Source organism: Neisseria sp. CCUG12390, assembly GCF_047837985.1.
Classification (GTDB): Bacteria; Pseudomonadota; Gammaproteobacteria; order Burkholderiales; family Neisseriaceae; genus Neisseria.
In genome coordinates this window covers 206914-225250 of sequence record NZ_CP181244.1, presented here as the reverse complement: position 1 = coordinate 225250, position 18337 = coordinate 206914, and the positions used below count along the sequence as shown (strand labels likewise).

General features: G+C 54.8%; 20 protein-coding genes and 2 pseudogenes. 12 read left to right on the top strand and 10 right to left on the bottom strand.

The genetic code is table 11. The annotated features are described in order from the left end of the window. Positions 1-2: 2 nt before the first annotated feature. On the bottom strand, positions 3-437 hold the full coding sequence (gene fur / locus ACM67E_RS01190) for a ferric iron uptake transcriptional regulator (protein WP_416192708.1): 435 nt from the start codon (positions 435-437) through the stop codon (positions 3-5). Between the two features lie 222 nt (positions 438-659). On the opposite strand from fur, the gene ACM67E_RS01185 reads away from it, so the two are divergent. From ACM67E_RS01185 to ACM67E_RS01165, 5 genes are all read left to right on the top strand, one after another. Further along, complete coding sequence (locus tag ACM67E_RS01185) at positions 660-1058, top strand: outer membrane protein assembly factor BamE (protein WP_416191832.1); 399 nt, start codon at positions 660-662, stop codon at positions 1056-1058. 15 nt (positions 1059-1073) lie between these two features. Next, the gene (gene dapB / locus ACM67E_RS01180; protein ID WP_416191831.1) at positions 1074-1880 is read left to right on the top strand and encodes a 4-hydroxy-tetrahydrodipicolinate reductase; all 807 of its coding nucleotides are present in this window, start codon (positions 1074-1076) and stop codon (positions 1878-1880) included. Positions 1881-2192: 312 nt separating this feature from the next. Then, positions 2193-3476: an AmpG family muropeptide MFS transporter gene (locus ACM67E_RS01175; protein WP_416191830.1), complete on the top strand. Its 1284-nt coding sequence runs from the start codon at positions 2193-2195 to the stop codon at positions 3474-3476. Positions 3477-3740: 264 nt separating this feature from the next. Further along, positions 3741-3983 (top strand): hypothetical protein, encoded by a 243-nt coding sequence (locus ACM67E_RS01170; RefSeq protein ID WP_416191829.1) that lies wholly within the window; start codon positions 3741-3743, stop codon positions 3981-3983. Positions 3984-4025: 42 nt separating this feature from the next. Beyond that, the gene (locus ACM67E_RS01165) at positions 4026-4352 is read left to right on the top strand and encodes an NGK_0946 family protein (RefSeq protein WP_416192707.1); all 327 of its coding nucleotides are present in this window, start codon (positions 4026-4028) and stop codon (positions 4350-4352) included. 314 nt (positions 4353-4666) lie between these two features. Here ACM67E_RS01165 and ACM67E_RS01160 read toward each other — a convergent pair. Beyond that, positions 4667-6055, bottom strand: a pseudogene (locus tag ACM67E_RS01160) (chloride channel protein); the annotation flags it as partial. 250 nt (positions 6056-6305) lie between these two features. On the opposite strand from ACM67E_RS01160, the gene ACM67E_RS01155 reads away from it, so the two are divergent. Together ACM67E_RS01155 and ACM67E_RS01150 are read left to right on the top strand one after the other, a co-directional pair. Then, a complete protein-coding gene (locus tag ACM67E_RS01155; RefSeq protein ID WP_416191828.1) occupies positions 6306-6731 on the top strand; it encodes a MarR family winged helix-turn-helix transcriptional regulator in 426 nt (141 codons plus the stop codon). 2 nt (positions 6732-6733) lie between these two features. Further along, complete coding sequence (locus ACM67E_RS01150) at positions 6734-7051, top strand: DMT family transporter (RefSeq protein WP_416191827.1); 318 nt, start codon at positions 6734-6736, stop codon at positions 7049-7051. Positions 7052-7209: 158 nt separating this feature from the next. Here ACM67E_RS01150 and ACM67E_RS01145 read toward each other — a convergent pair. Next, a pseudogene (locus ACM67E_RS01145) lies at positions 7210-7467 on the bottom strand (OsmC family protein); the annotation flags it as partial. 30 nt (positions 7468-7497) lie between these two features. Next, positions 7498-8127 carry a nitroreductase family protein gene (locus ACM67E_RS01140; RefSeq protein WP_416191826.1) on the bottom strand — a complete coding sequence of 210 codons (630 nt, stop codon included), beginning with the start codon at positions 8125-8127 and terminating at the stop codon, positions 7498-7500. 126 nt (positions 8128-8253) lie between these two features. Between ACM67E_RS01140 and ACM67E_RS01135 the strand changes: the two genes are divergently transcribed. After that, on the top strand, positions 8254-8640 hold the full coding sequence (locus ACM67E_RS01135; protein ID WP_416191825.1) for a winged helix-turn-helix transcriptional regulator: 387 nt from the start codon (positions 8254-8256) through the stop codon (positions 8638-8640). Between the two features lie 72 nt (positions 8641-8712). Next, positions 8713-9570, top strand: coding sequence for an EamA family transporter (locus tag ACM67E_RS01130; protein WP_416191824.1), 858 nt, complete (start codon positions 8713-8715; stop codon positions 9568-9570). A gap of 55 nt (positions 9571-9625) precedes the next feature. On the opposite strand, the gene argJ is transcribed toward ACM67E_RS01130, so the two are convergent. The 5 genes from argJ to ACM67E_RS01105 all read right to left on the bottom strand — a co-directional run bounded on the left by argJ (position 9626) and on the right by ACM67E_RS01105 (position 13637). Beyond that, entirely contained in the window at positions 9626-10846 is a 1221-nt protein-coding gene (gene argJ, locus ACM67E_RS01125; protein WP_416191823.1) for a bifunctional glutamate N-acetyltransferase/amino-acid acetyltransferase ArgJ, read from the bottom strand. A 131-nt stretch (positions 10847-10977) separates the two neighbouring features. After that, positions 10978-11670, bottom strand: a complete 693-nt coding sequence (locus ACM67E_RS01120; protein ID WP_416191822.1) for an LrgB family protein — start codon at positions 11668-11670, stop codon at positions 10978-10980. Next, positions 11670-12014, bottom strand: coding sequence for a CidA/LrgA family protein (locus ACM67E_RS01115; RefSeq protein ID WP_416191821.1), 345 nt, complete (start codon positions 12012-12014; stop codon positions 11670-11672). The genes ACM67E_RS01120 and ACM67E_RS01115 overlap by 1 nt, the downstream gene beginning before the upstream one ends. A gap of 774 nt (positions 12015-12788) precedes the next feature. Next, on the bottom strand, positions 12789-13001 hold the full coding sequence (locus ACM67E_RS01110; protein ID WP_416191820.1) for a hypothetical protein: 213 nt from the start codon (positions 12999-13001) through the stop codon (positions 12789-12791). Between the two features lie 18 nt (positions 13002-13019). Then, positions 13020-13637 (bottom strand): C40 family peptidase, encoded by a 618-nt coding sequence (locus tag ACM67E_RS01105; protein WP_416191819.1) that lies wholly within the window; start codon positions 13635-13637, stop codon positions 13020-13022. 207 nt (positions 13638-13844) lie between these two features. Between ACM67E_RS01105 and ACM67E_RS01100 the strand changes: the two genes are divergently transcribed. The 3 genes from ACM67E_RS01100 to hslO all read left to right on the top strand — a co-directional run bounded on the left by ACM67E_RS01100 (position 13845) and on the right by hslO (position 17783). Then, positions 13845-15491: an ABC1 kinase family protein gene (locus tag ACM67E_RS01100; RefSeq protein WP_416192706.1), complete on the top strand. Its 1647-nt coding sequence runs from the start codon at positions 13845-13847 to the stop codon at positions 15489-15491. Positions 15492-15689: 198 nt separating this feature from the next. Beyond that, on the top strand, positions 15690-16778 hold the full coding sequence (locus ACM67E_RS01095) for an acyltransferase family protein (protein WP_416191818.1): 1089 nt from the start codon (positions 15690-15692) through the stop codon (positions 16776-16778). Between the two features lie 90 nt (positions 16779-16868). Continuing rightward, positions 16869-17783 carry an Hsp33 family molecular chaperone HslO gene (gene hslO, locus ACM67E_RS01090; protein ID WP_416191817.1) on the top strand — a complete coding sequence of 305 codons (915 nt, stop codon included), beginning with the start codon at positions 16869-16871 and terminating at the stop codon, positions 17781-17783. 69 nt (positions 17784-17852) lie between these two features. Here hslO and mscL read toward each other — a convergent pair whose 3' ends face one another. Beyond that, positions 17853-18296, bottom strand: coding sequence for a large conductance mechanosensitive channel protein MscL (gene mscL / locus ACM67E_RS01085; RefSeq protein ID WP_416191816.1), 444 nt, complete (start codon positions 18294-18296; stop codon positions 17853-17855). Positions 18297-18337: the final 41 nt, after the last annotated feature.

Genomic DNA, 18337 nt, shown 5'->3' with positions numbered 1-18337 from the left:
AGTCAACGTTTGTTTTTCGCTTGGCAATCCGCGCAAATGCCGTACATATACAGCGCATGGTCGACGATGCGGTAGCCGTTTTCTTCGGCGATTTTGTCTTGCAGGGCTTCGATTTCGGGATTGTGAAACTCGGTTACCACGCCGCATTTTACGCAGACGATATGGTCGTGGTGGTCGCCTTTGTCGAGTTCGTAAACCGCTTTGCCGGTTTCAAAATGATGACGCTGCAAAATGCCGGCCTGCTCGAACTGGGTCAGCACGCGGTAAATCGTGGCCACGCCGATTTCGATGCCCTCTTCCAGCAAAATGCGGTAAACGTCTTCCGCACTCAAATGCTCTTCGGCATGCGTCTCGAACAAATCCAAAATTTTCAGGCGCGGACCGGTTACTTTCAAACCGCTGTCTTTCAATTGCGCAATATTGCTGAAATTTTCCATAGTATTCATACCCCTGTGGTCTAATAATCGTTATAATACGCAACTTTAGGCTGCTTGCCCACTATGGGACAATAAAGGTTTTCAATAAACTTTTCCCGACCTTGCCGCCCGGCTCCGGCAATCCGCCTAAATTTCAATCATGTAGATGATTATCGTTTGCTTTTTAAACTTATTCAAGCGATGATGGCATTTTCTTTTCCGATTTCGATAGAAAGGCAAAACGTGAATAAAACCTTATGTCTGGCCCTTGCCGCCCTCTTGGGTTTGGCAGCTTGTTCTGCCGAGCGCGTCTCCCTTTTCCCTTCCTACAAATTGCAAGTCGTGCAAGGCAACGAATTGGATCCGCGTGCCGTTGTATCCCTGCAACCGGGCATGAGCCGCGACCAGGTTCAGCTGCTGCTGGGTACGCCTTTGATTCAGGACGCGTTCCATGCCGACCGCTGGGACTATACGTTCAACACCAGCCGCAACGGCGTATTAAAAGACCAAACCGGCCTGACGCTGTATTTTGAAAACAATGCCTTAGTCAGAGCGGAAGGCAATGCCATCCAGAAATCCATCGAAGCGTTGCAGGCGGAACAAAAGGCCGCTGCCGAAGCCGCCGCCCCAACCGCACAGTAATTTTAAGGAACACACATGACTGCATTGAGAATCGCCATCGCCGGTGTCAACGGCCGCATGGGAAAAGTGCTGGTTGAAGCCGTCAGCAACCACCCCGATACCGTATTATCGGGTGCCGTCGAGCATTCCGCCTCCGAAGCCTTGGGCTTGGACGCAGGTTTCGCTTCCGGCCTGAAAACCGGCATTACCATCACCGACGATGTCGATGCCGTGCTGGCGCAAAGCGATGTGCTCATCGACTTCACCCGTCCCGAACCGACCTTGCAACACCTGCAAAAATGCGTGGAAAAAGGCGTGAACATCGTCATCGGTACCACCGGTTTCGACGACGCGGACAAAGCCGCCATCAAAGCCGCAGGCGGAAAAACCGGCGTGGTATTCGCCGCCAACTTCAGCGTCGGCGTGAACCTCACGTTCCATATTCTCGACACCGTCGCCCGCGTATTGAACGAAGGCTACGACATCGAAATCATCGAAGGCCACCACCGCCACAAAGTCGATGCTCCGAGCGGCACGGCCTTGCGCATGGGCGAAGTGATTGCCGGCGCACTCGGCCGCGATTTGAAAGAATGCGCCGTTTACGGCCGCGAAGGACACACCGGCCCGCGCGATCCTTCCACCATCGGTTTCGCCACCGTGCGCGCGGGCGACATCGTCGGCGACCACACCGCACTGTTTGCCGCCGACGGCGAACGCGTGGAAATCACCCACAAAGCCAGCAGCCGCATGACATTCGCCGCAGGCGCAGTTCGCGCGGCGGTATGGGTGAACGGCAAAAAAGGCCTGTTCGACATGCAGGACGTATTGGGTTTGAAAAACTGATTGTCCGGTTTGGAAATCAATATCGAGGCCGTCTGAAGATCAATTTTCAGACGGCCTTTTCTGTTTGGATTCAAAGCAAAGCCGCGTAGCTCATGGTCGGTTTTGCAGGCACGGTTATGCAAAAAAATCCGTAGGTTGGGTTGTCAACCCGACAGAATCACAATATTTTTATTTCACAAACGTTGGGTTAACAACCCAACCAACCTACACGCTGCCCATGCCGTCTGAAAAACAAATCTTTGCATTCAGACGGCCTGTAATGTAGCTGATTTTGTTACAATACCGCCTTAATCAAACCTATAGACCCGCGTCATGACTTCATCTCCCAACAGCACGCTCAGGCAGATTTTTTCGCGCCGCATGCTGATCTGTATTTTTACCGGCTTCGCTTCCGGCCTGCCGCTGTATTTTCTCATCAACCTGATTCCCGCATGGTTGCGCAGCGAACACATCGACTTGAAAACCATCGGCCTGTTTGCCTTAATCGGTTTGCCGTTTACATGGAAATTCATTTGGTCGCCGATTATGGACGCAGTTCGTCTGCCGTTTCTCGGCCGCCGCCGCGGCTGGATGCTGGTGACGCAAATCGGCCTGCTGGCCACCCTGATGGCCTATGCCTTTCTGAATCCGCATCAGCACATGGCCGTGATTATGGGCTTGTCGGTGGTGGTGGCGTTTTTCTCCGCCAGTCAGGACATCGTATTGGACGCATTCCGCCGCGAAATTCTGCCCGATGCGGAGTTGGGGCTGGGCAATGCGGTTCACGTCAATGCCTACCGTATCGCCGCTTTGGTTCCCGGCTCGCTCAGCCTGATTTTGGCCGACATGATGCCGTGGCACAACGTGTTCATCATCACCGCAATGTTTATGATTCCCGGCCTGCTGATGACGCTGTTTCTCGCGCGCGAACCCGAATTGCCGCCGAGTGCGCCGCGCACGTTTACGCAAACCGTGGTGGAGCCGTTCCGCGAATTTTTCACGCGCAAAGGCGTGCGGCAGGCTTTGCTGGTGCTGGCGTTTATCTTCCTTTATAAGCTCGGCGACAGCATGGCCACCGCCCTGGCCACGCCGTTTTATCTCGATATGGGTTACAGCAAAACCGACATCGGCATCATCGCCAAAAACGCAGGGCTGTGGCCGGCGGTGATTTTCGGCATCATCGGCGGCATTTGGATGCTGAAACTGGGCATCAACAAAGCCCTGTGGCTGTTCGGTCTGGTGCAGATTGTGACGATTTTGGGCTTCGTATGGCTGGCAGGTTTCGGAAAATTCGAAGTGGTCACCGCCACCGAACGTATCATGCTGGCCGGCGTGATTGGTGCGGAAGCCGTCGGCGTGGGCTTGGGTACGGCGGCATTCGTGGCCTATATGGCGCGCGAAACCAATCCTGCCTTTACCGCCACCCAACTGGCTCTGTTTACCAGCCTCTCCGCCGTACCGCGCACGTTCATCAACGCCACCACGGGCTATCTCATCGAGTGGCTGGGCTATGTGAATTTCTTCTGGTTGTGTTTCTTCCTGGCCGTACCGGGTATGCTGCTGCTGTTTAAAGTCGCGCCGTGGAACGGGGAACAAACAGAAAAATCTTCGGCTTAAATATTGAAAGACGACAGGCCGTCTGAAAAATTTTCAGACGGCCTTTTATCCGTTTGTCTCCGAATCATACCGCATAAAACGCCACTTCGCCGTAACGCAACATTACTGCTACAAAATGATATAAAAAGAAAGCACTATGCTTGAAGCAATTATGAAAATTGCCTATACTTGCGGGCTATGTTTTAGAACGAAAACCCTATTATCCCATGCAAATTTAGCCGCCCAAACGGCGGATGTTTCCCAATCCATAGAAAGAAGGTAGGTATGAAAAATATAGGTTTCGCGCTGATTGCAGCCGCTTTGCTGGCAGGCTGCTCTTACGGCCACAAAACTTTGGCCATCAGCGACAGCCAACGTGCTGCGATGGCGGAAGACTCCCGCCGCGTACAAGATGACGAACGCGCCGAGCGTGCCGAACGCCGCGCAGAACGCCGTCAAGAAATGATGGACGAAGCCGATGCCATCAACCGTGCGTACAAAGACCGTAAAATCTACATCCTGCACTAATCCGTTTTCCGATTTTCAAACTCAACAGAGGCTAACAAAATGATGAAAAAAAGTGTAACTGCATTGACCATGGCTGCCGTATTGCTCACAGGCTGCGCGACCGGAGGCTCGGTAGGTGATTTGGCCATCGGTGACGATTCTGCCGCCATCAAAGCCGGCCGTAACCGTCAAGAAGCGCAATTATCACGCGCCGAGCTGGAACAGCACCGCCGCCAACGTGCCAACGTTTCGGAAGAATTGGCACTCGAACGTGAAAAACGCAACAACAAACGCGATCAAATCAACGGTACCATCGGTACTGCTGCCGGTGCAGTCGGTCTGATCGGTGGTGCGGCTGCCACAGCGGCTGCCATTAAAGCCTGGTTCTAACCTTTCTCCATATTTGCAAAGGCCGTCTGAAATGATTCAGACGGCCTTTTAGTTTAAGTATTCGGTTTTCTTGTTGTCGGCAGAATCGGAAATGCGGAGGACTGACTGCCCCACATTGTTCAGACGGCCTTGGCTAAGCAGCAATCCGCTTAACCGGTTTTGCCGTTTTCAGCAGGCGGAGGAATGTCCGGTACGGCAGATTCCGTATCTGACGGCTTCGCTTCAGGCGGTTGGTTTTCTGCTTGCGCATTTACCGTATTCCCTTCTGCCGTTTTCTCCGCTTCAACCCGAACCGCTTCACGCGGCAAATCATCACTTTGCTTGGTTTCTGATTTTTCCTGCGCGGCCTTGTTCTGCTCCGCATACTCTTCCTGCACACGCTGGCGGAAACGCATACCGGCCAAGTGGTAAAACGGCCGCGGCGAAAATTGGCGCGATACCTGCGATGCGAAAATGCAGGCGATGAGCATCCAGAACAATAAATTTTGTCCGCCCGTCATTTCCATCACCACCACGCTGGAGGTAATCGGCGACTGGGTTGCACCGGCCAAAAAGCCGGCCATACACAGCAGCACCACCACGTTCACGCCGCTTTCCAATTGGCCGATGGCGGCGATGTGTTCGCCCAACATGGCGCCGATGGTCAGCGATGGCGTGAAAATACCGCCCGGGATGCCTGCCCAGTAGGAAAACACCGTGGCCAACCATTTCGCCACCGCCACTCCCACGGGCGCATCATACATTCTGCGCAATGCGCCCGACGCTTCGTGATAACCCGTGCCGTAGGTCTGGCCTTGGTACAGCGTACCCAATGCCGCCAGCAGCAAACCCATGACGGCGGCCAGCATCAGCGGATGGCGGCGAATCCAACCGCGCCATTTTTCCGGCGCGTAAGCCGCCGCGCCTTTATACAGCATACGCGCGAACAGCCCGCCCGTTACGCCGCACAGCAAACCCACCGCCAGCACCCACACCAGCATATTGTCCAACTCGCTGCCGTGAAAACCGGAAAAATGCGGGTTGTTGCCCTGAATCGCCACTTGGATGAAACCGGCGGCCAACACGCCGAGCAGAATTTGCCGCTCCCAGCGCAAAATCACGCCGCGACCGAGTTCTTCAATCGCAAACACCACCCCCGCCAAAGGCGCGTTGAACGCCGCCGCCAGACCGCCCGCCGCGCCCGCCGCCATCAAATCGTTTTCCTGCATGCCCTTAAACGCGAGATTGTGTTTCTTACACCATGAACCCCACGCCGTCATCACCGCCGCACCGACCTGTACCGACGGCCCCTCGCGCCCGATGGATGCCCCGGCCAGCATACCGAGAAAGGTCAGCGGAATTTTCAGCAGCGTTTGGCCGAGCGAAATCAGCCGTGTTTTCTGCGCACCGTGCGGCAGGCTCAACGAAGCCAGCACCTGCGGAATGCCGCTGCCGACGGTATAAGGCGCGTAACGGCGCGTCAGCCACACAATCAGCGGCAGCCCCAGCGGCAAAGCCACCCATGCAAACCAGGTGTATTCCTGAACCAGACGCGCATTCAAATCCAGCGCATATTCCGCCATGTGCGCAAACAGAAGCGCGGTCAAAGCCACCAGCGCGGAGCCGGCCAGCAGGAAGGCGAACGAGACGGTTTTACGGGAAATCCGTTCCGTCTGTTTGATTTTGTGGGCGATTCGGGAGCCAAGCGATTTATTTTTCGGCATGATTTTCAGCTGTTTGAATAGGATTGGAAACATCGGTTTGAGAAACAAAAGTATAGCAAGGATTGATGTCAGCCGTATGATTTGCGGGTTTCAGACGGCCTTTTAACGCGGAATCGGGAACAGGCCGTCTGAAAATATCCACAGCCATGCTTTTTCAGACGGCCTCGATGGATTCTACCGATGACAACACTTGATATTAGTCTGAAAAATGACTAAAATGCGGCAAAATTAGTCATTTTTCAGACCAAATATGAACCAACTCGACGAAATCGGCCGCCTCATCAGCGGCAGCCGCCAGCTTTACGAGCAATGGACCAAAGCGCGCGGCATCAACTACAACACGCTGGCGGTACTTTACGGCGTGCTCCATTATCCGGACTGCACCCAGAAAAACATCTGTGAAAACTGGGGTTTGCCCAAACAGACCGTATTTTCCGTATGCCGGCAACTGGCTCAGCAAGGCCGTCTGAAATTCGCGCCCGACCCCAACGACAAACGCGGCAAAACGCTGCACCTCACCGAAGACGGTTTGGCGTTCGCACAACCGATTATCGACCAAATCCGTACCGTCGAAACCGCCGTCATCGGCGCGTTCGGCGAACAGGAAATGACCGAATTGATCCGACAATTGCAACGCTTCACCGACATCGTTGCCCGACACACACAGGAGCCGTAAACATGGCATGGATTTATCTGATTAGCGCAGGTTTGATGGAAATCGGCTGGCCGCTGGGTTTGAAACTCGCCCAGCAGGACGGCTGGCGCTGGCAAGGAATCCTGATGGCCGTCGTTTTTATGGGCTTGAGCGGCTTCCTGCTTTTTCTGGCGCAAAAAACCATCCCGATGGGCACGGCCTACGCGGTATGGACAGGCATCGGCGCCGTCGGCGCATTTGTCGTCGGCGTGGTGTTTTTCGGCGATCCCGCTTCGTTCGGCCGCTGGCTGGGCGCAGCATTGATTATCTCGGGCGTGGTGGTGATGAAGCTCACGGCTTGAATTCAGCCGGCTGACGGACGCAACAGGCCGAAACCCTTGTAAAACTCGGTTTAAACCTGAAAGCCTATGATCGTCATGAGCAGCCAAAATAAAAACACAGCCAAGCAAACAGGCCGTCTGAAAAATTTTCAGACGGCCTGTTCTCTGATGATTATGCCTTACAAATCAAAAGCATTCACCACTTTCACATGCAGCCGTACGTCCACATTGCCGCGGGTGGCGTTGGAATAGGGGCAGACTTCGTGGGCTTTGGTAATCAGCTTTTTCGCGTCGTCCTCGCTGATGCCTTCCACGGTGATAGTGATGTCCAGATCCAAGCCGAATGCGCCGTCGGGTTTCTGGCCGATACCCACGCCGACGGGGGTGCTGGATTTAGTCGGTTTGATGCCCAAAGTCGGGGCGACGTGGTTCATCGCGCTGTCAAAACATCATGCGGTAGCCAGATTCTATTCCGGCACACTGTTCCAAGTCAGGATTTCGCTTACGGGGCGGCGCAGGGTTCGGTGTCCGGGCTGCACGGCTTTGCCGATGGCGAGCATCATCACGTCGGTGTAGCGCGCGGGAATATCGAGAATCTGCCTTAACTGATCGGGAACGTAGCCGGTCATCGGTACGGTGTTCCAGCCGCGGGCTTCGGCGGCGAGCATCAGGGTCATGGCGCACAGGCCTGTGTCGAGGCCGAGCATTTTTTGCAGAGTGGTGTCGTCGTGTGCGCGGTAAAAATCGATGGCGGCGCGGGTGAGGAAGTCGCGGGTGTCGGCGCTGAAACAGCCGTCTTCGTATTCCTGCCGGTGGATGCGGGTAAGGTTGTCTGCGCTGTATGCTTCTCTGTCGGCAAGGATGACCAGTATGGCGGAGGCGGTGAGGATTTGCTGCTGGTTGAAGGCTGCGGGCAGCAGTTTTTCGCGCAAATGCCTGTCTGTAATTGCGACGAAACGCCAAGGCTGGCTGTTGTTGCCGCTGGGGGCGCGGCCGGCGGCGGCAATCAGTTCTTCCAGTTCGGCTTGGCTGATTTCGGCGGCCGGGTCGAAGTGGCGGGTGGAGCGGCGCTGTTTGATGAGGGAGAAAAAATCCATAGTCGTGCTTTCGTTCAAGGGAGAAAATGTGTACTATACCGTTTTTATTTTCCCAATTAAATCAGTTACCTGCGGGTTATGCAGGTACTTTTGGGTAAGTTTTGAACGAAAACAGCGAGCTAAACGATGAAAAAACTTTCTGCCATCGAGCTGGCCATGCAACTGGTCGGCGGCAAATGGAAATGTCTGATTCTGTATTATTTGAGCGGCGGCCAGCGGCGCACGCGCGATTTGCTGGAATGGTTGTCCGGCATCAGCCCGAAGGTGCTGACCGAACAGCTGCGCCAGCTTGAATCAGACGGCCTGATCGAGCGGGAAGTTTTTTCCGAAGCGCCGCCGCGCGTGGAATACCGCCTGAGCGACGAAGGACGCACTTTTGTTCCCGTGCTCGGCGCGCTGTGCGCATGGGGAAAAGAATACGACGAACGGCACGACAGGCTGGTGCAGCAATGCCATATGGTAGATTTATCGGCTGCCGTAGCCGAGCCGGATAAGGTTTCTCAAAGCGGCTGAACAACAAGCCGCCCGCAATCAGGCCGTCTGAAAAACGATATACTTTTCCCGAACTAAAACCGGAAAACCGCCATGTCCAACCGTACCTTCATCATACTTTTGACCGCGCTTGCCCCGCTGATTTGGGGTTCGACCTACCTCGTCGCCACCGAATTCCTGCCGCCCGACCGGCCGCTGACCGCCGCCGTATTGCGTATCCTGCCCGCAGGCATCTTGCTGCTGCTGTGGGCGCGCGAACGGCCGAAAAAACACGAATGGCTGAAAACCGCCGTGCTGGGCGTGCTCAATCTCGGCTTTTTCCAGGCCATGCTGTTTATCGCCGCCTACCGCCTGCCGGGCGGCCTGGCCGCGGTACTCTCGTCCACGCAAACCCTGATGGTACTGGCCCTGATGTACTTCATCGGCAAAGAAATGCCGCCGCGCAACGCCTGGCTGGCCGCACTCGCAGGCGTGGCCGGCATCGTGCTGCTGGTGCTGTCGCCGGATGCCGTGTCCGACCCGTTGGGCATTGCCGCCGCGCTGGCAGGCGCATTGTCGATGGCTCTGGGCGTGTTTTTCGCCAAACGCTGGAAACTGTCGCTGTCGGTGCTCGCCTCCACCGGCTGGCAGCTGTTGTTCGGCGGACTGTGCCTGCTGCCGTTCGCATGGTTCGGCGAACCGCCGCTGCCCGCGCTCACGGCGGCCAATATCGGCGGCTATGCCTATCTCTGCCTGTTCGGCGCAGTCATCGCTTATGTCCTGTTTTTCAACGGCATCAAACACCTGCCGCCCGCCGTCGTCTCATCGCTCGGACTGCTCAGCCCCGTATGCGCCTTCGTACTCGGCTGGGTATTTCTCGGCCAAAGCATGAACTGGGCGGCAGCAATCGGTTTCGCCACGGTACTCGGCTCGATTTACGGCGTGCAGCGGGCTTTGGCGGTAGGAAAATAATGGATAAGGCCGTCTGAAAAAGGTTTTTCAGACGGCCTTGATGATTCACACCCGCTTACGAACGGTAATCGGCGTTAATCGACACATATTCGTGCGAGAAGTCGCAGGTGTACACGGTGGTTTTGGCTTGGCCCCGGTTGAGGCTCACGCGCACGGTGATTTCGTCTTGGTTCATCACGGCCTGGCCTTGCTCTTCGGTGTAGCTTGCGGCGCGGCCGCCCTGTTCGGCAACCAAGACGTCGCCCAGCCACATTTTGATTTTGTCGGTATCCAAATCTTCGACACCGGCATAGCCGATGGCGGCGAGCAGGCGGCCGAGGTTCGGGTCGCTGGCGAAGAAGGCGGTTTTGACCAACGGCGAATGGGCGATGGCATAGGCCACTTTGCGCGCTTCGTCGCGGTCGGCGGCGGCGTCCACTTCGATGGTGATGAACTTGGTCGCGCCCTCGCCGTCGCGCACGATGGCTTGCGCCAGTTCCAAGGCCAGGCTGCCGAGCAGGGCTTTGAGCTGTTCGTAGCGCGGGTCGGCGATGTTGTCGATTTGGCTTTGGCCGCATTTGCCCGTGGCGATGATGACGAAGCTGTCGTTGGTGCTGGTGTCGCCGTCAACGGTGATGGCGTTGAACGACATGTCGGCGATTTCTTTGGTCATGAGCTGCAAAACCGGCTGCGACACGTTGGCATCGCAGACGATAAAGCCGAGCATGGTGGCCATGTTGGGGTGAATCATGCCGCTGCCTTTGGCGATGCCGGTCGCGCGCACGGTATGGTTTTCGCCGACTTTGCCTTCACGGCTGGCGGCTTTGGGCACGGTGTCGGTGGTCATGATGGCGCGTGCGGCTTCGTTCCAATGCATGGGTTTGACGCGCGGCAGGGCTTCGATGATTTTACCGGCGGGCAGCGGCTCGAGAATCACACCGGTGGAAAACGGCAGCACTTGGGTGGTTTTGCAGCCGATTTGGCGGGCGACGGCGGCGCAGATTTCCACCGCGTCGGCGCGACCTTGTCCGCCGGTTCCGGCGTTGGCGTTGCCGGTGTTGATGACCAGCGCGCGCACGCCGTCTTCATCGAACAAATGCGATTTGGCGATGTACACGGGCGCGGCGCAGAAGCGGTTTTGCGTGAACACGGCGCCGACCGAGTTTTTGCCGGTCAGCACCATCAGCGTCAAATCGTCGTGGTTCGGTTTTTTGACGCCGGCCTGGCCGACGAATACCTGCACGCCGTCGATGTGCAACAATTCGTCTGCGTGCCGCTCGGAAAGATTCACTGCCATTTTTTGCTCCTTTGTAGGAAATATCGGAATCGTTAAAAACGCGGCAAACGGTAGGCCGCTGCCTGTCATGGAATTTGTTTCAGACGGCCTGATTCAGGAAAAAGCCGTCTGAAAATCTTTGTCTGCCGTATTCAAATGCCCAAGAAAGGCATCAATACCGGCACAATCAGCGCGGTCAGCACGCCGTTGAGCGTCAGCCCCAAACCGGCATACGCGGCCATGCGGCGGCTGTGTTCCAAGGTTGCGGCAATCCCCATCGCATGGGAGGCCGTACCCATCGACATGCCCACGGACGACGGTTTGTGCACCGTGCCCGCGTGCAGCATTCTGTAGCCGACCATCTGCCCGAACAGGCCGGCGATGATCACGGTGGCCGCGGTAATCGCCGGAATGCCGCCGATGGATTTGGTGATTTCGATCGCAATCGGGTTGGTCACGGATTTGGCCGCCAGCGACAAAGTCACTTCCCTGTCCGCACCGAACCATTTGGCCAGGTACACGCCGGTCACAATGCCGGTCACGCTGCCAGCCAGTTGCGACAATAAAATCGGCAACCATTGGCTGCGGATTTTTTCCCAGTTCAGATACAGCGGCACGGCCAGCACCACCACCGCGGGCTTGAGCCAAAAATCGATATATTGCGCGGCATCATGATAAGCGTCGTAATCGATGCCGACAATCTTCAGGTAGGCAATCATGACCACGGTGCTGATCAATACGGGATTGCACAGCACATTGCCGGTGCGCACGCGGATGATGTTGGCCAAGCCGAAAACGGCCAAGGTCAGAAACAGCAACAGGCTGGGCGTATGGAAAATTTCCATTACATCAGCCTCCGCGCCCATTCGTGCACTTTGCCGGTGACAATCAAAACACACAGCGTGCTCAATACCGTGGCCGTCAGAATCGGAAACCAGTCGTCGGCAATCAAATCCAGGTAGCTGATGATGGCCACGCAGGGCGGCACGAGAAACAGGGTAAGGTTCGCCATCAATACGTCTGCAAACTGCTTAATCCACGAGATTTTTACCCAGCCCAGCTTCAGCAGGCCGAACAAGATGCCCATGCCGACGATACTGCCGGGCAGCTTGATGCCGAAAAACAATACCGCGCCCTCACCTGCGGCCAAACAGCCTAATACGATGAGCAACGCGCCGATGATGTTCATAATAATCCTTTATCCGCCGAATGTTTTCAGACGGCCTCTGCATGGCGCTGCGCCGCGAAAACCGTCTGCAATCCGCCGCATCATGCCTGTTCAAATCAATGTTGTTTTAAGGATGAATCATAACGCGGGATGAGGCCGTCTGAAAAGGGAATCACGGCGTTTCGCGGTATTTTTTCAGGATTCCGTTTGAAAACGGCTTTTTCGTTTTAGAACGCGTAGGTACGGTTAGCCGCCCCAAGCGGCGTAACCGTACGAAACCCTATGAGAGGCAATGCCGTCTGAAAAGCTTTAAGCAAACGAATTTCAGACGGCCTGGTTACTTTGCATGATATTTGCAGACGTGCGTACGGTTACGCCGCTTGAAGGCGGCTAACCGTACCTACATTTACCTGTTTCAGACGGCCTGTTCTCATGTCCAGCCCGTCTGAAACACCAAACGGCATTCTCAACGAATGCCGTTTGGTTCAAAATAAAATCAGCGGTACGGGTTTTCCAGACCCTCCATCAGAACCCGTAGGTACGGTTAGCCGCCTCAAGCGGCGTAACCGTACGAAACCCTATGAGATAGGCAATGCCGTCTGAAAAGCTTTGAGCAAACGAATTTCAGACGGCCTTGTACTTTGCATGATATTTGCAGACGTGCGTACGGTTACGCCGCTTGAAGACGGCTAACCGTACTTACATTTACCTGTTTCAGACGGCCTGTTCTCATGTCCAGGCCGTCTGAAACGCCAAACGGCATTCTCAACGAATGCCGTTTGGTTCAAAATAAAATCAGCGGTACGGGTTTTCCAGACCCTCCATCAGGGCTTTCAGATAATCGCGCAACTGCGCTTCGCCGCAACCCATCAACAGCGCGTCTTCAAATGCATCTTGCGCCATCTGGTAAAGCTCGCTCATGTTTTCGTTCATGACCTTCACTTTTTCGGTGCAGGAAACAATCTGACCGTCGTCGCCGTACCATTTCGGCATTTCAGGCATACTCATGCTGCAATATTCCCTTGTTTAATTCAAAAAACGCGACGGATCGTTTTTCTTCACGCGCCGGCCGAAGGCGTATTTCGCATTCCAGTATTTATTGCTCAGGCTGGTGATTTCAATGCGCTTGCCCGTTCGCGGCGCATGGATGAAGCGGTTGTTGCCGATGTAGAGGCCGACGTGGGAAATGCGCCCGCGGCCTGCGGTGCGGAAAAACACCATGTCGCCGGGCTGCAATTCGCTGCGGTTGACGTGCGTACCCATTTTGGCCTGCTGCGCAGAAGTGCGCGGCAGATTCAAGCCCATGGTGCGGCGGAAAATATGCTGCATGAAGCCGCTGCAATCGAAGCCGGTGCGTGCGGAATTGCCGCCGTAACGGTAGGCCACGCCGAGCAGACCCATGGCGCTTTTAATCAATTCGTCGGCATTGCCTGCACTGGCCGACGGCTGCGGCGCCGGTGCATCGCTGCGGATGGGGACAAATACGTTTTTGGAATCGGCCGGTGTCTCTTGTCCGAATTGGTTCAACACCTGCTGGCGGCTGTTGAGCATGGTTTCCAAATCGTCGGCATGCGTCACGCCTGTTCCGGCAAACAGCAGGCAGGCCGAAAGCAGTGCTGCCGGCAGTTTTGCAAAAAAATTCATGTGTTACTGACTTCCAAATTTTCAGACGGCCTGATGTGCGCAGGCCGGCGGCCAACGAGTCGTGATGCTGTCTGTTTTATTATGTTATGCTGTATCTTGAGCGGTATCTGTTTGATTGTATGAAAAAATCGGACGGTTGGCAAAAAAGTAACGGTTATATTGCGTTAATGGTTTGTTTTTAAAGAATTTTACAAAGCCCGAAAAATGATGATGATTCCCACCCTGCTGGCGATGCGCGATATTTCGCGTATGCGTGAGATTATTGCGGTTCTGACCAAACACGGTTTGGGCAGCTTTGTACAGCGCATCAGGCTGTCGCATCAGAGCGAGCGTGTCAAAGCCGACCCCGACAGCCGTTATCTGAGTACGCCGCGCCGTTTCCGCATGGCTTTCGAGGAGCTGGGGCCGACGTTTATCAAGCTCGGCCAAGTGTTATCGACGCGGGTGGACATTTTCGGTGCGGAATGGATTGAAGAATTCGAGCGGCTGCAAAGCAATGTCGCGCCGATTCCTGTCGGCAACATCCACCGGCTGATCGAATCGCACTTGGGGCGGCCTGTGGGGGAGGTTTTCCGCTCTATCGAACCCCGCCCCGTCGGCAGCGCGTCGATTGCCCAAGTCCATCAGGCCGTATTGCTCGACGGCGAAACGGTGGCGGTGAAAATCAAACGCCCGGACATCGACCCCGTGATTCAGGCCGATTTGCGCATTCTCAACCACATCGCCAGCCTGATTGAATCGGAAATCCCCGAAATGCGCCGCTACCAGCCGGTGCAGATGGTGCAGTATTTCGCGCGCAGCCTGGCCAAAGAAACGGATTTGTCGGTCGAATTGCGCTACATGCAGCGTTTCGGCAAAACTTTTGAAAACCACGCATCGGTCCACATTCCCAAGGTTTACCCCGAGCTGTCCAACCGCCTGATTCTGGTGCAGGAACACATCGGCGACACGCTGCTGAAAAACATCGACACCGGCACGCTCGAACCCGATGTCCGCCGCCGTTTGGCCGCGCAGATTACCGACACCTTGTTCACCATGATTCTGCAACAGGGTTTCTTTCACGCCGATCCGCATCCGGGCAACATCTTCATCAATTCAGACGGCCGCATCACCTTTATCGATTTCGGTTTGGTCGGCCACTTGAGCAGCACGCGCCGGCGCGAAATCATCGATTTGATTAACGCGCTCACCCACAAAGACCAGTTCACCATGCAGTATGTGCTGAGCAACTGGGCGCAGGGCGATTTGCCCGACGAAAACCTGCTCGGTGCGGACGTATTGGAAATGCTGCTCAACTACGAACACACGCCCGTGCGCGATTTGCGCATCAGCCAAGTCATCAACGACATCACCCAAATCATGCGCCGCCACGGCCTGACCCTGCCGGGCGATTTGGTGATGCTGTTCAAAACCCTGATTACGCTCGAAGGCGTCGTCAAGCGGCTCGACGGCCAAATCGAGCTGCTCGAGCGCGCCAAACCGATTGTGGCGGCCGCTTTCAAAGAACGCGCCGCGCCCGAACACATCCTGCGCAAAAGCAAAATGCACATGCAGACCCTGCTCCAGGCCGCCGATGAACTGCCGCAAAACCTGTTCCGCTTAAGCCGCCGTCTGCAAAAAGGCCAAATGGGGGTAACGCTCGATTTTAAACGTTTCGACCAGCTCAGCCAGCAAATCGACCGCGCCACCAACCGCCTGACCATGGGCATCGTCACCGCCGCGCTGATTATCGGTTCGTCCATCGTCATGAGCATCGACACCGGCCCGAAATTCATCGGCTTCATCGGCTATCTGCTCGCCTTTGCCAACAGCCTGTGGATTATGTGGTCGATTTGGCGTTCCGGCCGGCATTAACGCTCGGGACACACAACCAGGCCGTCTGAAAATTTTCAGACGGCCTTTTTCATCCATATCGGCCACCCTTCCCTCCGAGTTTATCGCTATAAAAAAACCTATTTCGATAACTTTTATCAATAGCCGGGAATTTTCTCCACGCCTTTTTATCTAAACAGTTCGTTTCATCCCCGCACTTCCCACTCAAAGAATCCATCCATGCAGAAAAAAGAATACTTCTACGGTTTGGATCAACTGCGTTCCGGCCTGATGCTGATGGGCGTCCTGATTCATACCGTTGCCCTAATCAATCCTTTCTACCAATGGAACTACGTCAGCCAATACCGCAATGAATTCATTCATAATTTAGTGTATGTGACCCACTTTTTCCGAATGGAAGCCTTCTTTGTCATCGCCGGATTTTTTTCGGCTATGGTCTTGGCCAAGAAAGGTACCCGGTATTTCATCAGCGGGCGTTACAAAAGGGTACTCATCCCTTTGCTCTCTTCGATTTTGTTCATCAACACATTTGAAGTCTGGTTTATCGTTGAAAACGGCATCAAAACATGGCAGCAAATCGGCCTTCCCGATTTCATCGTGCATTCGTGGTTTTTATTGACACTGATGATTTTGTCGTGGCTGTGTCTGCTGCCGGCAGATAAAATCCTGGACTGGCTTGGCCGACTCAAATTACCGCTTCAATTATGCCTTGCCGTCATCTACATGCTCTCCCCTTACGGCCTGAAATTTTTATTCCGGCTGGTGATTCCGGAACAGGATTTTCCGCTCTTTTATACGCTGTTTGACTATTTCGTCGAACGAACCCTCTACTACAGCCTGTACTTTTTCTTGGGCTATCAGATTTACCGCTCCGAATATCTGAAAAGCCTATTGAAAAACAAAAAGATTTTCACCGCCGTCAGCATGACCGCCCTGGCCGGTTTGCTTTACCAATACGCCATGATTGGCGCGCCATCTGAAAACCAACCTTCCATTTTCCTTCAAGCCGCCAACCTGATTCTGAAACATATCACCGCTTTGAGCACTTCATGGATATTGTTCGCCTTCTTCTCCACGGCGCACTTCCGTCCGTCGGACACTTCCGCTTTTTTCGTGCGCTCGGCCATTATTATCTACCTGTTCCACCATCCTTTGGTCATCGTCATCGGCTACTACATGGATATTCCGGGGCTGACATCGACAGGCTATTTCCTGATCGTATCCGTCTGCGTGTACTTGTGGTCATTCTTCATCTATTTTCTCATCGACAGCAACCGCTACACGCGTTGGCTGTTCGGCATCAGATAATCTTCAGGCCGTCTGAATCTTCAGACGGCCTTGATTTCTCTTAAAGCGCAACCATATAACCGGCAATCCGATATTGATTAAGAGAACATCATGACTCCATCCACTCCTGCCGCCATCAACCATGACGACATCCGCACCCGTTTTATTTTCGACGACATGCCGGTACGCGGCCTGCACGTCCGCCTGGAAAACGTTTGGCAGCACATCGCCCGGCAGAAACACTACCCTGCCGCCATCCGCCGCGCTTTGGGCGAACTCTTGGCCGCCGGCACATTGTTGTCGAGCAATTTGAAAATCGACGGCACGCTGATTATGCAGGTGCAGGGGCAAGGCCGTCTGAAAATGCTGGTGGTGGAAGCCACGTCCGAACAAACTGTCCGCGCCACCGCCCGCTGGGACGAAAGCGCAGACATCGCCGATGACGAAAGCCTGACCGGTTTGCTGGGCGAAAACGGCGTGTTCGTCATGACCCTGCAACCGAAAGACGCCGAACCGTGGCAAGGCGTGGTGCCCTTGGAAGGCGACAGCATTGCGCACATGCTGGTGAACTATATGAAACGCTCCGAGCAGCTCGACACACATATCGTCTTAACCGCTTCCGATGCCGGCGTCGGCGGCCTGCTGGTGCAACGCCTGCCGGAAGAAGAAATCGATGCCGAAGCATGGAATCATGTCAGCACCCTGGCACAAACCGTGACCGACAGCGAATTGACCGGCTTGGATGCGCAACATGTGCTGTACCGTCTGTTCCACGAGACCCCGCCGCGCGTGTTCGAGCCGGAACACATCGAATTCGCCTGTACCTGCTCGCGCGGCAAAGTCAGCGACATGCTGCTGATGCTCGGCGGCGAAGAAGTCGGCGGCGTCGTAGCGGAACAAGGCAGCATTGCGGTCGATTGCGATTTCTGCCATGAAAAATATGTATTTGACGAAACCGACGTCAACGCCCTGTTCGGCGCAAACGTCGTCTCCGCCGTCCGCCAGGAAGCGCAGCGGATTCAGTAAATCCACCAAAAAATGCAAAGGCCGTCTGAAAAAATTTTCAGACGGCCTTTGATAATTCCAAACCGATGATTATTTGTTGTTCAAAGAATCACGGATTTCGCGCAACAGCAATACTTCTTCACTTGGCTCAGCAGGTGCTTCTTCAGCAGGTGCTTCGGCTTTTTTCATTGAGTTCAACAATTTCACCACACAGAAAATGGCGGCAGCAACAATCAGGAAGCTGATAACGGTATTGATGAACAGGCCGACATTCAAAGTTACCGCACCTGCGGCTTTGGCCGCTTCCAATGTTGCATAACCTGCTTCAGGAGCAGCTTGTGCGCCGTCCTTCAACGTGATGAACAGGTTGGAAAAATCCACGCCGCCGATCAAAATGCCGATAGGGGGCATAATCACGTCGTCAACCAATGATTTCACAATGCCGCTGAACGCCGTACCGACAACCATACCGACGGCCAAGTCCACGACATTGCCGCGCATGATAAATTCTTTAAATTCTGATGCAATAGACATAATAAACTCCTGAATAGTAAGTGTAAAAAAATTTTTAACAT